Annotated in this window: 13 protein-coding genes; 5 read left to right on the forward strand and 8 right to left on the reverse strand. The window is 71.8% G+C overall.

Annotated features, from left to right (window positions below):
- Positions 1–917: 917 nt before the first annotated feature.
- A complete protein-coding gene (locus tag SLUN_RS07410; protein ID WP_108147733.1) occupies positions 918–2,120 on the forward strand; it encodes an amino acid deaminase/aldolase in 1,203 nt (400 codons plus the stop codon).
- 50 nt (positions 2,121–2,170) lie between these two features.
- Here SLUN_RS07410 and SLUN_RS07415 read toward each other — a convergent pair whose 3' ends face one another.
- From SLUN_RS07415 to SLUN_RS07430, 4 genes are all read right to left on the reverse strand, one after another.
- Positions 2,171–3,121, reverse strand: coding sequence for a DUF2510 domain-containing protein (locus SLUN_RS07415; RefSeq protein WP_108147734.1), 951 nt, complete (start codon positions 3,119–3,121; stop codon positions 2,171–2,173).
- 252 nt (positions 3,122–3,373) lie between these two features.
- On the reverse strand, positions 3,374–4,153 hold the full coding sequence (locus SLUN_RS07420; RefSeq protein WP_108147735.1) for a 3-oxoacyl-ACP reductase: 780 nt from the start codon (positions 4,151–4,153) through the stop codon (positions 3,374–3,376).
- A gap of 7 nt (positions 4,154–4,160) precedes the next feature.
- The gene (locus SLUN_RS07425; protein ID WP_371413903.1) at positions 4,161–5,570 is read right to left on the reverse strand and encodes an aldehyde dehydrogenase family protein; all 1,410 of its coding nucleotides are present in this window, start codon (positions 5,568–5,570) and stop codon (positions 4,161–4,163) included.
- Positions 5,537–6,901 (reverse strand): glutamine synthetase family protein, encoded by a 1,365-nt coding sequence (locus SLUN_RS07430; protein ID WP_108147737.1) that lies wholly within the window; start codon positions 6,899–6,901, stop codon positions 5,537–5,539. Before SLUN_RS07430 ends, SLUN_RS07425 begins: the two co-directional genes overlap by 34 nt.
- A gap of 87 nt (positions 6,902–6,988) precedes the next feature.
- Between SLUN_RS07430 and SLUN_RS07435 the strand changes: the two genes are divergently transcribed.
- From SLUN_RS07435 to SLUN_RS07450, 3 genes are all read left to right on the forward strand, one after another.
- Complete coding sequence (locus tag SLUN_RS07435; RefSeq protein ID WP_254708763.1) at positions 6,989–7,708, forward strand: FadR/GntR family transcriptional regulator; 720 nt, start codon at positions 6,989–6,991, stop codon at positions 7,706–7,708.
- Between the two features lie 198 nt (positions 7,709–7,906).
- Positions 7,907–9,355, forward strand: coding sequence for an ethanolamine permease (gene eat / locus SLUN_RS07445; protein WP_108147739.1), 1,449 nt, complete (start codon positions 7,907–7,909; stop codon positions 9,353–9,355).
- A 22-nt stretch (positions 9,356–9,377) separates the two neighbouring features.
- The gene (locus SLUN_RS07450; RefSeq protein WP_108147740.1) at positions 9,378–10,058 is read left to right on the forward strand and encodes a gamma-glutamyl-gamma-aminobutyrate hydrolase family protein; all 681 of its coding nucleotides are present in this window, start codon (positions 9,378–9,380) and stop codon (positions 10,056–10,058) included.
- Positions 10,059–10,152: 94 nt separating this feature from the next.
- Here SLUN_RS07450 and SLUN_RS07455 read toward each other — a convergent pair whose 3' ends face one another.
- Entirely contained in the window at positions 10,153–11,091 is a 939-nt protein-coding gene (locus tag SLUN_RS07455; protein WP_175263920.1) for a LysR family transcriptional regulator, read from the reverse strand.
- Between the two features lie 70 nt (positions 11,092–11,161).
- On the opposite strand from SLUN_RS07455, the gene SLUN_RS07460 reads away from it, so the two are divergent.
- Positions 11,162–12,340: a TDT family transporter gene (locus SLUN_RS07460; protein ID WP_108147741.1), complete on the forward strand. Its 1,179-nt coding sequence runs from the start codon at positions 11,162–11,164 to the stop codon at positions 12,338–12,340.
- A gap of 52 nt (positions 12,341–12,392) precedes the next feature.
- Here SLUN_RS07460 and SLUN_RS07465 read toward each other — a convergent pair whose 3' ends face one another.
- From SLUN_RS07465 to SLUN_RS07475, 3 genes are all read right to left on the reverse strand, one after another.
- Positions 12,393–13,685 (reverse strand): S8 family serine peptidase, encoded by a 1,293-nt coding sequence (locus SLUN_RS07465; protein ID WP_108147742.1) that lies wholly within the window; start codon positions 13,683–13,685, stop codon positions 12,393–12,395.
- Between the two features lie 235 nt (positions 13,686–13,920).
- Positions 13,921–14,646: a helical backbone metal receptor gene (locus SLUN_RS07470; RefSeq protein ID WP_108147743.1), complete on the reverse strand. Its 726-nt coding sequence runs from the start codon at positions 14,644–14,646 to the stop codon at positions 13,921–13,923.
- Positions 14,647–14,655: 9 nt separating this feature from the next.
- Complete coding sequence (locus tag SLUN_RS07475; RefSeq protein WP_108147744.1) at positions 14,656–15,234, reverse strand: helix-turn-helix domain-containing protein; 579 nt, start codon at positions 15,232–15,234, stop codon at positions 14,656–14,658.
- Positions 15,235–15,393 lie beyond the last annotated feature (159 nt).

Below are 15,393 nucleotides of genomic sequence, written 5' to 3' on the forward strand. Positions count from 1 at the left end.
GGGGGCCGGGCACGGAGTACGGGGCGGGCCCGGCGCCGGGGCGCGGGGTGAGATCGACGCTCCGACCGGCCTGCGCCGGGTGGGCGGAGCGCGGGCCGTGGCGGGTTTCGGGCGGCAGCTGCGCGGGGCGGGCGAGCCGGGCGCGGCGATGGGCCGCAGCCGGGTAGTGGTCTCGACGTCGGGGACGGGCGGGGCCGCGCCGGAGCGCGGCGGCACCGCGCGTTGGGCGGGCGCGGCTATGGGCGCCCCGGGAGGCGGTCCGTCGGGGCGCGGCGGCACGCGGCGCTCGGCGGGCGCGGTTGTGCCGGCCGGGGGCGCGTCGGAACGCGGCGGGAGCCCGGGTGACGGCGGCTCGGCGTGGGACACGGCAGGCGTCGACGGAATACGGAACGGCCGCCGTGTCGCTTCGGGGCTCGTGGGACGGTCCACGTGCGCGAACGACCGACCCGGCTCACCGGGCGCGGAGGACGTCGGCACAGGGTCATCGGGACGGGACGCACCGGACGCACTCGCCGACTGCGGAGCAGCGGAGCGCGGGGCAGCAGAGCGCGCGGGGGCCGCCGATTGTGGGTCCGGGGGGATGAGTGCGGCGATGCCCGAGACACGCAGCGGCCTCGCCGGGGTCTCCGGCGGGACCAGCGCCTCGTTGATACGGGACGTACCGGGCGTCGTCTCGTCGTCTACGGGCTGGGGCGAGGCCGGGCCGGGAGGGCGCTGTGCCTCCGTGCTCATCCCGCCCCCCAGTTCCTCGTCCACGTATACCGACGGATCGCCTTTCGGGGCAGGCCCGTTCGTCACCGCGTGTGCGTCACTCTACGGGCTGAATCGCACCCGGCGGCAACGAGACCGGAGGTCAGGGGGGATCTGCCCAAAACGTCCCCCTACCCCGCGGTAAACCAGTCTGGCAAGCTCGGGCCATGACTCCCCGTGCCGCTGACCGGGCCCGCTACGACAGGGCCACCGCCCATCTCGATGCCCCGCTCGCCGTCGTCGATCTCGACGCGTTCGACGCCAACGCCGAGGATCTGGTGCGCCGGGCGGGCGGAAAGCCGATCCGGGTGGCGAGCAAGTCCGTACGCTGCCGGGCGCTCCTGGAGCGCGTGCTGGCGCGGGACGGCTTCGCCGGGATCATGTCGTTCACCCTGGACGAGTCAGTGTGGCTGGCACGGGCCGGGTTCGAGGACGTCCTGCTCGCCTACCCCTCCGCCGACCGCGCCGGTTTCGCGGAGCTCGCGGGCGATCCCAAGCTCGCCGCCGCCGTGACCGTGATGGTCGACGACCCGGCCCAGCTGGAGCTGATCGACAGCGCGCGCCACGGCGGCAAGGAGGAGATCCGGCTCTGTCTGGAACTCGACACCGCGCTGCAACTGCTGGGCGGCAGGGTACGGATCGGCGCGCGCCGTTCGCCGCTGCGCGAGCCCGCCCAGCTGGCCGAGCTGGCCCGCTCGATCGCGCGCCGTCCCGGTTTCCGGCTGGTGGGCCTGATGGCGTACGAGGGCCATGTGGCGGGAGTCGGCGATTCCCTCGTCGGCCGTCCCGTGCGCTCCCGCGCCATCCGGCTGATGCAGGGCGCGGCCCGCAGGGAACTGGCCGCCCGGCGGGCGGCGGTGGTTCGGGCGGTGCGCGCGGTGGCGCCGGACCTGGAGTTCGTCAACGGCGGGGGCACCGGCAGCGTCCAGCACACGGCGGCCGAGGACGCGGTGACCGAGATCGCCGCCGGTTCCGGGCTGTATGTGCCGCGGCTGTTCGACAACTACACGTCGTTCACGGGGCGCCCGGCCGCGCTCTTCGCGCAGCCGGTGGTGCGCCGGCCGGGTGTGGGTGCGGTGACGGTGCTCGGCGGCGGCTACCCGGCCTCGGGTGCCGCGGGCGCGGACCGGCTGCCGGTCCCGTATCTCCCGGAAGGGCTCCGCTACGACCCGCAGGAGGGTCCGGGCGAGGTGCAGACCCCGCTGCTCGGCTCCCCCGCCGACGATCTGCTGATCGGCGACAAGGTGTGGTTCCGGCACGCCAAGGCCGGGGAGATGTGCGAGCGCTTCGACACCCTGCAGTTCATCGAGGGCGACCGGGTGACGGGGACGGCGCCGACGTACCGCGGTGAGGGCCGTACGTTCCTCTAAGCGGTGTCGGGGAAGTCCCGGCTCGGCAGCTCCGGCTCAGCGGCTGCGCCTCAGCCGTGGCCCGGGCCGATGCTGCTCCCGACGCCGCCGCCCGTGGAGTCGCCGGTCGGGCGGATGCTCTCGGCGATCTTGTCCATGTCGGCGAGCTTCGGACCCTCCGGACCCGCGTCGAAGGCGAAGCGGACGACGACCAGGGCTTCGCTGCCCACCGTGGAGGGGAAGGCCAGCGACTGGACGTATCCGCCGGGCCCGGCTCCGGTGATGACGCGCCAGCGGACCAGATAGCCGGCGCGCCCGGCGACCGCGATGGGCTGCGACTTGAGCACCGTGTGGGACGTGATGCCGCCGTGGACGCGGGTGCCGACGGCGTCCTCGTCGTACGCGGCGTCCGCGGCCGTCACGACGTCCCGTCTGGCCAGCGCCTCCGCGGAGGACGCCCCGGCCTGCGCTGCCGTGATCGACGACACCCGGCCGTGCCTGCAGAGCGACGAGCCGCCTCCGGGGCAGTCGTAGGTCTCGTCGGTCACCATCGTCGTGCCCTCGTCGAGGGAGCTTTCGGACTTCTCCCAGCCGGCGGGTACGGGCATCGAGATGCCGTTGAGCTGGTCGATGAGGAGAGCGGAGTCGTCGGCCGACGGCGTGGTGGCGGGACTGTTCTTGGGGTCGGCCGTGGTCGGGGCCGGCGCGCTCGCGGTCGGCGTGGAGTCGGGCTGCGCGGACTCGTCGCCCTTGCCGAGCAGCACGGCACCGGTGACGACCGCGGCGACGAGCACGGCGCCCGCCGTGACGAGCGCGACGACCCGGCTCTTGCCGCCACCGCCACCGGTGTTGGCCGGCATGGTCGACTGCTGAAGGGGCGCGGTCTGCGGGCCGAAGCCCACCGCCGGGGCATGTGACTGGACCGGGCGGGTGTGCGCGGTCCAGGCGGTGCCGTCCCACCAGCGTTCGGTGGAGGGAACGCTGGGGTCCGGGTACCAGCCTGCCGGCGTCGTCATGCTCATCCGGCCACCCTAGAGGGCGGGTTCAGGACGGAGCAGCCGGGCATCCCGCGACGCCCGGCGCCCGGCGCCCGCCTGAACAACCGGACAGGACCTAAGCGGCCCCGGGGAAGTCCGGGCGGCGTCGCGGGCCGATGGCTGTCGCCTGGCTGCGTTGTCGTCAGTCGCCGACGCTCCGCGTGGACTCCTTCCTCCGCCTTGCCAGACTCGGCCCTCGACCCGCTCCTTCACCCACCCGGACTTCCCCGACACCGCTTAGAGAGGCGTGACGTAGGCGCCCGAGATCCCCCCATCGACCAGGAAGTCGGTCGCGTTGATGAACGAGGAGTCGTCGCTGGCGAGGAAGGCCACCGCGGCCGCGAGCTCGTCCGGCTCCGCGAACCGGCCGGCCGGGATGTGGACCAGGCGGCGCGCGGCCCGCTCCGGGTCCTTGGCGAACAGCTCCTGCAGAAGCGGGGTGTTGACCGGCCCCGGGCAGAGCGCGTTGACGCGGATGCCCTCGCGGGCGAACTGCACGCCGAGCTCGCGTGACATGGCGAGCACGCCACCCTTGGACGCCGTGTACGAGATCTGGGAGGTCGCCGCGCCCATGATCGCCACAAAGGAGGCGGTGTTGATGATCGAGCCGCGGCCCTGGCGCTGCATATAGGGGATGGCTGCCTTGCAGCAGAGGTAGACGGAGGTGAGGTTGACGTCCTGGACGCGCTTCCAGGCCTCCAGTCCCGTGGTGAGGATGGAGTCGTCGTCGGGCGGCGAGATGCCCGCGTTGTTGAAGGCGATGTCGACGCTGCCGTAGGTGTCGTACGCCGTCTTGAACAGCGCCTCGACCTGCTCGGGGTTGGTCACGTCGACATGTACGAAGGTGCCGCCGACCTCGTCGGCGGCGGCCTTGCCCGCGGTCTCGTCGATGTCGCCGCAGACGACGTTCGCGCCCTCGGAGGCCAGGCGGCGCGCGGTGGCCAGGCCGATTCCGCTGCCCGCGCCGGTGATGACTGCGGTACGGCCGGCCAGGCGGCGGCAAATGGTGTCGGTCATGGTGTGCTCAGGCCTCCGTGCTGATGAAGACGTTCTTGGTCTCGGTGAAAGCGGTGAGGGCGTCGGGGCCGAGTTCGCGGCCGAAGCCGGACTGCTTGTAGCCGCCGAACGGCGTCCAGTAGCGGACGCTGGAGTGGGAGTTGACGGACAGATTGCCCGCGGCGACAGCTCGCGAGACGCGGATCGCGCGGCCGACGTCACGGGTCCAGATCGACCCGGACAGGCCGTACTCGGTGGCGTTGGCGAGCCGGATCGCGTCGGCCTCGTCCTCGAAGGGGAGCACGACGGCGACCGGGCCGAACACCTCCTCGCAGGCGGCCGGGGAGTCCGGGTCGAGGCCGGTGAGGACGGTCGGCGGGAACCAGAAGCCTGGGCCGTCGGGAGCCGTGCCGCGGATCCCCTTCAGCTCGTCGGGGACGTAACCACGCACCCGCTCCAGCTGCGCCTGCGAGATCAGCGGGCCCATCTGGGTCTTCTCGTCGGCGGGGTCGCCGACGACGACGGACTCGATGCCGGGGGCGAGGAGTTCGAGGAAGCGGTCGTACACGGAGCGCTGCACCAGGACTCGGCTGCGTGCGCAGCAGTCCTGGCCCGAGTTGTCCAGGAAGGACATGGGGGTCGCGGCGACCGCGGACTCGAGGTCGGAGTCGGCGAAGACGATATTGGGGCTCTTGCCGCCGAGTTCGAGCGTCACGCGCTTCACGCGGTCCGCGCACTTGGCCATGATCTGCTTGCCGACCCGCGTCGATCCGGTGAACACGATCTTCGCGACGCCCGGGTGCTCGACGAGTGCGCTGCCCGCGACGTCGCCCGCGCCGGGGAGTACCTGGAAGAGATGCTCGGGAAGGCCCGCATCCAGGGCGAGTTCGGCAAGGCGCAGCGCGGTCAGCGGGGTCGTCTCGGCCGGCTTGAGGAGTACGGCGTTCCCGGCGGCGAGCGCCGGGGCCGTACCCCAGGCGGCGATCGGCATGGGGAAGTTCCAGGGCGCGATCACACCGATGACGCCGAGCGGTTCGAGGATGGTGATGTCGAGGCCGCCCGCCACGGGGATCTGGCGGCCGCTCAGCCGCTCCACTCCCCCGGCCGCGAAGTCGAGCAGATCGCGGACGTTGCCCGCTTCCCAGCGGGCGTTGCCGATGGTGTGCCCGGCCTCCCGGACCTCCAGCCGGGCGAGTTCTTCGAGGTGTCCGTCGACGACCGCGGCGAACCGGCGCAGCAGCCTGGCCCGGTCGGCGGGGGCTGCGGCCGCCCAGCCCTGCTGGGCCTTCGCGGCCCGCGCGACCGCGGCGTCGACCTCGGCGGCCGTCGTCGCCGGGACGGTCTCGATGACCTCTCCGGTCGCGGGGTTGAGTACCTCGTGGTGCGCGTACGACAAGACGTGCCTCACAGACGTTCGAAGGAGCGGCGGAGCTCCCAGTCGGTCACCGCGGCGTCGAAGGCTTCGAGCTCGACCCGCGCCATGTTGCGGTAGTGCGCGACGACTTCGTCGCCGAAGGCCGCCTTGGCGATGGGACTGTTCTCCCAGAGTTCGGCGGCTTCGCGCAGCGTCGTGGGGACCTGTGCGTATCCGGCGGTGTACGCGTTGCCCGCGCACTCCTCCGGCAGTTCCAGCTGCTGCTCGATGCCGTACAGACCGGCCGCGACCAGGCCGGCCACGGCGAGGTGCGGGTTGACGTCGCCGCCGGGCAGCCGGTTCTCGAAGCGCATCGAGCGGCCGTGGCCGACGACGCGGAGCGAGCAGGTGCGGTTGTCGTAGCCCCAGGCGACGGCGGTCGGCGCGAAGGAGCCGGGCTGGAAGCGCTTGTACGAGTTGATGTTCGGCGCGTACAACAGCGAGAAGTCACGCAGCGCGGCCAGCTGCCCGGCCAGGAAGTGCCGCATGACCTGCGACATTCCGCCGGGCCCTTCGCCCGCCATGACGTTCGTGCCGGTCTCGTCCTGGAGCGAGAGGTGGATATGACAGGAGTTGCCCTCGCGCTCGTTGTACTTGGCCATGAAGGTGAGCGAGACACCTTCCTGGGAGGCGATCTCCTTCGCGCCGGTCTTGTAGACGGCGTGCTGGTCGCAGGTGACCAGGGCCTCGTCGTACTTGAAGGCGATCTCGTGCTGGCCGGGGTTGCACTCGCCCTTGGCGGACTCGACGGTCAGGCCGGCGGTGGCCATCTCGTTGCGGATCCGGCGCAGCAGCGGCTCGATACGGCCGGTGCCGAGGACCGAGTAGTCGATGTTGTACTGGTTGGCCGGGATGAGGTCGCGGTAGTTGCGGTCCCAGGCCTCCTCGTAGGTGTCCTTGAAGACGATGAACTCGAGCTCGGTGCCCACATGCGCGGTGAAGCCGTGCTCGGCGAGGCGCTCCAGCTGGCGGCGCAGCACCTGGCGGGGGGCGGCGACGACGGGCGAGCCGTCGTTCCAGGCGAGGTCGGCGACGAGGAACGCGGTGCCCTCGTTCCAGGGCAGCCGGCGCAGCGTGGTGAGGTCGGGATGCATGGCGAAGTCGCCGTAACCGCGCTCCCAGGAGGACATCTCGTAGCCGTCGACGGTATTCATCTCGGTGTCGACGGCGAGGAGGTAGTTGCAGCCCTCGGTGCCGTGTTCCAGGACCTCGTCCAGGAAGAAGGGCGCGGCGAACCGCTTGCCCTGGAGCCGCCCCTGCATATCGGGGAAGGCCAGGACGACTGTGTCGATCTCACCGCTCGCGACGAGGACTCGAAGCTCCTCGACGCCGAGCGGGGGTTTGCGGTCTGCCACAGGGTTACGCCTCCTTGGATCAGCCGGGAGCCATAAGGTATTACTGAAGACCATTGAATGGGAAGAGGAAACGACGACGTGGTGAAGATGAGTGAACCGGCCGACCGGCTGACACCCGTGCTGCGCCCCGTACGCGCGGGCAACGGCTTCGAAGAAGCACTGGAACAGATTCTTCAGCTGCTGCGCCTCGGACTGGTCTCCGGCGGTGAGCGGCTGCCCGCGGAGCGCGAGCTCTCGGAGCGCATGGGGATAAGCCGCGTCACGCTGCGCGAAGTGCTGAAGGTACTGACGGACCAGGGGCTGGTCGAGAGCAGGCGGGGCCGGTACGGCGGCACGTTCGTGCTGCACCGCCCCGACAGTCACGGCGAGGACGAGCTGCGCCGGCGGGTGGCAGAGGTCGACGTCGAGGACACGCTGCGCTTCCGGGAGATCCTGGAAGTGGGGGCGGCCGGTCTCTGCGCGGCGCACGGTCTGAGCGACGAGGGCGCGGAGAAGCTGCGCAGGGCGCTCTCGGCGACGCACGACGCGCCGCTGGCCGAGTACCGGAGGCAGGACACCCTGCTGCATCTGACCCTTGCCGAACTGTCCGGCTCCCCCACGCTGACCGCGCAGTACGCCGCGGTGCGGGCGACACTCAATGACCTGCTGGACTGCATTCCGCTGCTCGTACGGAACCTGGAGCACTCGCAGCATCAGCACACCGCGCTCGTCGAGGCGGTGCTGGACGCGGACGCGGACGCGGCACGCGAGGTGATGCGGGAGCACTGCGAGGGGACGGCGGCGCTGCTGCGCGGCTTCCTCTCCTGACGCGCTGCCCGACTTCCCGCCCGACTTCCCGTCCCACTTCCCGTCCCACTTCCCGTCCGACTTCCCACCCGCCTTCCCGTCCGACTCCTCGCCTCAACCGATCCGTAACCACGGGTTTACGCAGAGGGCTTGCGCATCCACGACGCCTACCGCAAAGGTGTGCGCACAAACCTTTGACCTCTCTGCCAGGAGCGACTCATGGCCGAAGGCACCACTTCGCGCACCTCTCCCCCAGCCGCCGACGACACCTACATGAACCGGCGCACTCTGCGCAGGGGCAGCGCCGGCTGGCTGCTGCTCACCGGGCTCGGCGTCGCCTATGTCGTCTCCGGCGACTTCTCCGGCTGGAACATCGGCCTGTCCAAGGGCGGCTTCGGCGGCCTCGCGATCGCCACGCTGCTGATGGGCGCCATGTACGCCTGTCTCGTCTTCGCCCTCGCCGAACTGTCGGCCATCCTGCCGACGGCGGGCGGCGGATACGGCTTCGCCCGCCGCGCGCTCGGCACCTGGGGCGGGTTCCTGACCGGCACCGCGATCCTCATCGAGTACATTCTCGCGCCTGCCGCGATCGCCATCTTCATCGGCGACTACGTCGAATCGCTCGGCCTGTTCGGTCTGGAGTCGGGCTGGCCGGTCTATCTGGCCTGCTTCGCGATCTTCATCGGCATCCATCTGTGGGGCGTCGGCGAAGCGCTGCGCTTCAGCCTGGTGGTGACGGCGATAGCGGTCGCGGCGCTGCTGATCTTCGCGGTCGGCGCGTTCACCGACTTCAGCACGGGCGGCCTCGACGACATCCCCGTCGACAAGGACGCGTTCGGCTCCGGCTCCTGGCTGCCGTTCGGGCTGCTGGGGATCTGGGCGGCCTTCCCGTTCGGCATGTGGTTCTTCCTCGGCGTCGAGGGCGTACCGCTGGCGGCGGAGGAGGCGAAGGACCCGGTGCGTTCGATGCCTCGGGCGCTCGCCATCTCCATGGGCATCCTGGCGCTGCTGGCCGTGATCACGTTCCTCGCCTCGACCGGGGCACGCGGCTCCAACGCGATCCAGGAGGCCGGCAACCCGCTGGTGGTGGCCCTGCAGGGCGACGGCGACCCGACGCCGCTGAGCCGCTTCGTCAACTACGCGGGCCTGGCGGGCCTGGTCGCGTCCTTCTTCTCCCTCATCTACGCGGGCTCGCGCCAGCTCTTCGCGCTCTCGCGGGCCGGCTATCTGCCGCGCTTCCTCTCGCTGACCAGCAGCCGGAAGTCGCCGTATCTGGGGCTGCTGATCCCGGGGGCGATCGGCTTCGCGCTGGCTGCGGGGACGGGCAACGGCGCGCGGATGCTGAACATCGCGGTCTTCGGCGCGACGATCTCGTACGCGCTGATGGCGCTCTCGCACATCGTGCTGCGGCGCCGCGAGCCCGAACTCCCGCGCCCCTACCGGACGCCGGGCGGCATCCTCACCTCGTCCGTCGCCTTCCTGCTCGCACTGTCCGCGCTGGTCGCGACGTTCCTGGTGGACAAGGACGCGGCGTTCATGGCGCTCGGCGTCTATGCCGTCGCCCTCGCCTACTTCGCGTTCTACAGTCGGCACCATCTGGTGGCGCGGGCTCCGGAGGAGGAGTTCGCGGCGCTGGCGGCGGCCGAGGCGGAACTCGAACGGAACTGAACGGGAACTGAACGGAGTCACTGTGTCCAAGCCGCTCATCGGAGTCACCACGTACCTGGAGCCGGCCAAGTGGGGCGTGTGGGAGATGCCCGCGGCTCTGCTGCCCGCCGGGTACGCGCGCCTCATCCAGACGGCGGGTGGCCTCGCCGCGATGCTCCCACCGGACGACCCGGCGCTCGCCGAGTCGTTCGTGGCCCGGCTGGACGGCCTGGTCATCGCGGGCGGCGCGGACGTCGAGCCGGTACGGTACGGGGCCGAGCCCGAGCCCCGCACCGGCCCGCCGGCGCGGGACCGGGACGATTGGGAACTCGCCCTGATCCGGGCGGCGTTGGCGTCCGGGACACCGCTGCTGGGCATCTGCCGGGGCATGCAGCTGCTGAATGTGGCGCTGGGCGGAACGCTGGTCCAGCACCTGGACGGACATGTCGGGGGTGTGGGCGTCTTCGGCCGTCACACGGTGAAGCCGGTGCCGGGGACGCGGTACGCGTCGATCGTGCCCAAGGAGTCGTCGGTCCCGACGTACCACCACCAGGCGGTGGACCGCCTGGCCCCCACGCTCGTGGCAAGCGCCCACGCCGAGGACGGCACGGTGGAGGCACTGGAACTGCCCTCGGCGGCGGAGTGGGTGCTGGGGGTGCAGTGGCATCCGGAGGCGGGAGAGGACGCGAGGGTGATGTCGGCCCTGGTGGGGGCGGCGGGCTGAGGGGTACGGGACGGCCCAGGGCCCGACCGGCCACGGGGTGGCCGGGCCCTGGGGCATTCCCCCACCCGCCCCTTCCCGAAACCCCAGGGCCCCGTCACCCCACCCCCGGCCCCCTCCTCGTCAGCGACAGCAGATCCCGCGCCGGACCCGTTGGGCGGTGCGACTGCGGCCAGACCGCGCGGAGGTCCCGCTGGAGTGGGACCTCCGCGACCGGGATCTCCACCAGGCGGCGCGACGCCAGTTCCTCCGTCACCGCCAGTTCGCTCAGGACCGCCGGACCCGCGCCGCTCACCGCCGCCGCCTTGACCGCCGTCGTGGACGCCAGTTCCAGCAGCGGCTCCGCGAGGCCCCCGCTCTCGCTCAGCGCCGAGTCGAGCACCTGGCGCGTGCCCGAGCCCCGCTCCCGCAGGATCAGCGGTGCGACCGCGAGTTCCGCGGGCGAGAGCGGCGTACGGCGACGTGCCCACGGGTGGCTCGGCGCGGCGACCACCAGCAGCCGGTCGTGGCCGATGACCGTCCCGTCCAGGCCCTCCGGCACCGACAGACCCTCCACGAAGCCCAGGTCGGCCTCGCCCGCGAGCAGCCGCTGAGCGACCGCCGCGGAGTTCCCGGCGGACAGCGAGACCGCCGTGCCGGGGCGCTCGGCGCGCAGCGCGACCAGCCAGCGCGGCAGCAGGTATTCGGCGATCGTCATCGAAGCGGCCACCCGCAGCCGCGAGTCCCGCCGTCCCCGCAGCGCCTGCGCCCCCGCGTCGAACGCCTCCGCCGCCTCCACGACCCGCCGCGCCCAGTCCGTGACGAGCGCCCCCGCGTCGGTGAGCCGCGAACCGCGCGGGGAGCGGTCCACCAGGGCCACACCCAGCCGGCGCTCCATCGAACGGATCCGGCTGCTCGCGGCCGGCTGTGTGATCCCGAGCTCGCGCGCCGCGCGCCCCAGGCTGCCGTGCCGGGCGACGGCGAGCAGCAGCTCCAGCGCGCCCAGGTCCGGCACCCGGTGCGCCAACGGCACCCGCTCTTCATCCTCGTCGCTCATAAATCCAGCTTATGGGCTCATAGGGGAGAGATCCCTGGTGGGGAACCGCACCCCGGATGACAGTGGGGACATGGTCATCGCCGTGCAGCCCCGTACCCACGCCGCCGCCTCCGTCCTCGCGGCCGTACGCCTGCCGTCGCTCCGCCACTTCGGCCCCAACTGGTACGCGACCGTCATGGGCACCGCCATCGTCGCGAACGCCGGTGCCGCCCTGCCCGTCGACATCCCCGGCCTGCGGACGGCCCGCACCGCGGTGTGGGCGCTGTCCGCCGTACTGCTGGCCGTCGTCCTGGCCGCCCGCGCCGCGCACTGGGCCCACCACCGCGACCAGGCCCGCGCGCACCTCCTCGACCCGGCGGTCGCGCCCTTCTACGGCTGTCTGTCGATGGCGCTGCTGGCCGTCGGCATCGGCACCCTGACCGTGGGCGAAGGCGTGATCGGCGAACCCGCGGCCGTGGCGACGGCGGCCACGCTCTTCGGCGCCGGCACCCTCACAGGGCTCGCCGCCGCCGTGGTCGTCCCGTATCTGATGGTCGTACGCCACAAGGTCGCGCCCGGCACGGCCTCTCCCGTGTGGCTGCTGCCCGTCGTCGCCCCGATGGTCTCCGCGTCCTTCGGCCCTCTCCTGGTCCCCCATCTGCCTGCCGGGCAGTGGCGGGAGGCGATGCTGCTGGGGAGCTACGCGATGTTCGGGGTCAGCCTGCTGGCCTCGCTGCTCATCCTGCCGATGGTCTTCGCCCGGCTGGTCCACCACGGCCCGCTGCCCCTCGCGCTGACCCCCACCCTCTTCCTGGTGCTCGGCCCGCTCGGCCAGTCGACCACCGCGCTCAGCAAGCTGGCGGACGTGGCGCCGGGCGCGATCCGGGCACCGTATGCCGAAGGGCTCGCCGCCTTCGCCGTGATCTACGGCGTCCCCGTGATGGGCTTCGCCCTGATGTGGCTGGCGCTTGCCGGTGCGATGGTCGTGCGGGCCGCGCGCGGCGGCATGCCGTTCGCGCTGACCTGGTGGGCCTTCACCTTCCCCGTCGGCACCTGCGTGACCGGCGCGGAGGGCCTGGCGCGCCACACCGGCCTGGTGGCCCTCGAATGGCTCGCGGTCGGCCTGTACGCGTTCCTCGTCGCCGCATGGGCGGTGACCGGCGTCCGTACGTTGTGCGGCCTGTTCGGCGGAGCGCTGCTCGCAGCGCCTGTGAAGAATGGCTCGACGGGTGTGGGCGCGCACCGATGCCGGTGCGCGCCCACATCATGATTCACGGCCCACATCATGATTCAGGTGACAGCCGTCAGAAAGACGGCCGCCGTCAGAAGGACGTGAGTCTGAGCAGGCGCTCCTTGGTTCCGTCACCGTCCTGGGACGGCCATGTCCAGTCGAAGCTGCCGGCAGCCTGCAGAGCCGCCTTGACGGTCTGGGGCGATGCGCCGGGGTGGGTGGCCCGGTACAGGGCTGCGCCGCCCGCGACGTGGGGCGCGGCCATCGAGGTGCCGGACATCGTGGTGTAGCCGCCGCTGCTGGAGGTGGAGCGGATGCACACGCCCGGCGCGATCAGGTCGACATCGGGGCCGTAGTTGGAGAAGTTGGCGAAGGTGTCGTCCACGTCGCTGCGGCACGTCGCCCCGGCGAGGCCGCCCGGCTTGCCGTCGAAGTCGGCCAGGGCACTGACGGTGATCACTTCGTCGTATGCGGCGGGAACCATGTTCGCGGCGTCGGAGTGGTCGTTGCCGGCCGCCACCGCGTATGTGACGCCCTGAGCGACGGAATTGCAGATCGCCTGGTGCATGGCGTCGTTGTTGGTCTTGCCGCAGTTGCCGTCGTCGGTGCCCGATCCGCCCAGGCTCATGTTGGCGACGTCGATCTCGTCGGCGTGCTCGGTGACGTGGTCGATGCCGCAGATGACGTTCGAGGTGCTGCCGCTGCCGAGGGGGCTGAGCACCTGCACCGGCCAGAGCCGGACACCCGGTGCCGTACCGACCACGCCGGTGCCGTTGTCCAGGGCGCCGATGGTTCCGGCGACATGCGTGCCATGGCCGTGGAAGTCGGAGGGGGGCAGCAAGGACAGCCAGCAGTTCTTGCCACCGGCCCGGTACACATTCAGGTCGGGGTGGTTCGGGGCGATTCCGGTGTCGATGACCGCGACGTCGGCGTTCACCCGGGTGTCGACACCGTCGATGGCCGCGGTGGGGCTCTTGTCGGCCTCCGCCCGGTCCACTCCGGTCGGGGTCGACTGGGCGGTGGCATGCACCAGCCGGTCGGGCTCCACCGAACGCACCCGGGGGTCGTCGGCGAGCGTGGCTGCGACGCTCGGGCTCATGGACGCCGAGTAGCCGTGAAGGGCGTAGCGGTACACGTGCTGCACCCTGGCACCCAGGGTGGAGGCCTGCTCGACAGCCGTGTCCACAGCCTCGTTCATCTCGGCACCGTCGGGGGCGGCTGTGTCCTTGAGGGTCACGATGTACCGGCCGGGGATCTGGTCGGATTGTGCGGACGCCTTCGCCACCGCGGGGGTCGGTGATGCGGCCGTCTGGGCCACCGCGGGGGTCGGCGATGCGGCCGCAAGCACGAGCGCAAGGAGGGCGATACCGAAAGTTTTAGGCATCCCGGACCTTTCTTGAGGGCATGTGAGAGCCGAGACTCAACCCGGTGTTTCTGGGGAGCTCATGGCATGTCTGCTTCGCTACCGCGCTCACAGCTAGCAGGTTTGCGGCGGTGCGGCAGCCCGACATCCGGCGGTCACCGGATTCTCTGACTGCCTGTCAACCATGTGGTCCCTTCCGGTCCTCGCCACTACGACGGTCGGCCGGACCGGCCTCGGCCGGTGGCGCGGGCGGGTTTCAGCCCAGCTGCCGGGTCGCCCGTCGCAGCGCCACGCCGAGCACCGAGGGCGCCTCGGCCAGCGACGGCCCGTACCAGGTCAGGTGCCGGCCACTGACCAGCGCGGCCGGCAGCGCCGGAAAGGCCTCCGGCCCGTCGTTCGCCGCGAAGCGGTACGGCTCGTCGGGCAGCACCGCCAACTGGGCGCCGCAGTCCCGCAGTTCTTCCAGAGAGATACGCGGATAACGCTCGGCGTGACCCGCGTACACATTGCCCACACCGAGCCGGCCGAGCAGATCACCTGCGAAGGTGTCACGGCCGAGCACCATCCACGGCCGCCGCCAGACGGGCACGATCGCGCGCCACTCGCCCAGCGGTACGGCAGAAGCCCACGCCGCCTCCGCCTCGTCCAGCCAGCGCGGCCGCGTAAGCCCGCACCCGGCCACGAGCACCCGCTCCAGCTCGGCGAACGCCTGCCCCAGATCGCGCACTTCGGTGACGAGCACCTCGATGCCCGCCTCCCGCAGGGCGGCCAGATCCGGCTCCCGGTTCTCCTCCTCGTTCGCGATGACGAGATCGGGGCGCAACCGGAGCACCGCCGCCGCATCCGGGTTCTTGGTGCCCCCGATCCGTACGACTTCGAGGTCCGCCGGATGGCTGCACCAGTCGGTGGCGCCGACCAGCAGCCCGGGGGCACTCACGGCCACGGCCTCGGTCAGCGAGGGCACCAGGGAGACGACCCGCATGACGGCTCCCTACGCCTCCGGCGTCTCGATGTGGTCGGAGACCGTGACGACGATGATCCGGGTGTCGGGCGCGGTCGCGCGCCACCGGTGCCGTACACCACCGGAAAGGAAGAGGGTGTCGCCCCGCGCCAGCCGGTAGGCGCGTCCCTCCGCCTCGACCTCCGCCGCACCGTCGGCGACGTACATCAGCTCGTCGTTGCGGTGCTCGAACTCGCGGCCCGCGTCCTGCTCCCCGGTGAATTCGAGGGCCTGCAGCTGATGCTGCCCCCGCACGAGCCGGCGGGCCCTGGCGGTGGGCGGCAGCGCACCGCCGTGCGGGGCGCGGACGAGCCTGACGGTGCGGGCGGCGTCGGAGGCGGCGAGCAGACGGCCGGTCGTGGTCTCCAGCGCGTCGGCGACCCGATGGAGCGAGCGCATGCTGGGGCGGGCCCGCTCGTTCTCGATCTGGCTGAGGAAGGGGACGGAGAGGCCGCTGCGCTCGGCGACCGTGGCCAGCGTGAGATCCAGGACTCTGCGCCGTCTGCGGACGGCCGCGCCCACCCGAAGGGGTGCCGACTCCTTCGGGTCCTTGGCGTCCTTCGCTGCCATCGCCGGGCTCCCCTTCCTGGTCCTGTCTCACCTTACGCAGCTTCCTGCCGCCGGTGTTCAGTGAGCAGGCCCGGCGGCCACTGTGCGTACTCGGGGGGACACGGTCCGCAGCGCCGGTCGCGAGCGCAGACAGAAAGGGGTGGGCCTCGCCTGGGGTGC

This window comes from Streptomyces lunaelactis (assembly GCF_003054555.1).
In the GTDB taxonomy this organism is placed as follows: domain Bacteria; phylum Actinomycetota; class Actinomycetes; order Streptomycetales; family Streptomycetaceae; genus Streptomyces; species Streptomyces lunaelactis.

Bases quoted from the DNA above. Each gene is read 5' to 3' on its own strand.
- SLUN_RS07410 (WP_108147733.1), top strand. From the start codon at position 918: ATGACTCCCCGTGCCGCTGACCGGGCCCGCTACGACAGGGCCACCGCC.
- SLUN_RS07415 (WP_108147734.1), bottom strand. From the start codon at position 3,121: ATGAGCATGACGACGCCGGCAGGCTGGTACCCGGACCCCAGCGTTCCC.
- SLUN_RS07420 (WP_108147735.1), bottom strand. From the start codon at position 4,153: ATGACCGACACCATTTGCCGCCGCCTGGCCGGCCGTACCGCAGTCATC.
- SLUN_RS07435 (WP_254708763.1), top strand. From the start codon at position 6,989: ATGAGTGAACCGGCCGACCGGCTGACACCCGTGCTGCGCCCCGTACGC.
- eat (WP_108147739.1), top strand. From the start codon at position 7,907: ATGGCCGAAGGCACCACTTCGCGCACCTCTCCCCCAGCCGCCGACGAC.
- SLUN_RS07455 (WP_175263920.1), bottom strand. From the start codon at position 11,091: ATGAGCGACGAGGATGAAGAGCGGGTGCCGTTGGCGCACCGGGTGCCG.
- SLUN_RS07460 (WP_108147741.1), top strand. From the start codon at position 11,162: ATGGTCATCGCCGTGCAGCCCCGTACCCACGCCGCCGCCTCCGTCCTC.
- SLUN_RS07465 (WP_108147742.1), bottom strand. From the start codon at position 13,685: ATGCCTAAAACTTTCGGTATCGCCCTCCTTGCGCTCGTGCTTGCGGCC.
- SLUN_RS07470 (WP_108147743.1), bottom strand. From the start codon at position 14,646: ATGCGGGTCGTCTCCCTGGTGCCCTCGCTGACCGAGGCCGTGGCCGTG.
- SLUN_RS07475 (WP_108147744.1), bottom strand. From the start codon at position 15,234: ATGGCAGCGAAGGACGCCAAGGACCCGAAGGAGTCGGCACCCCTTCGG.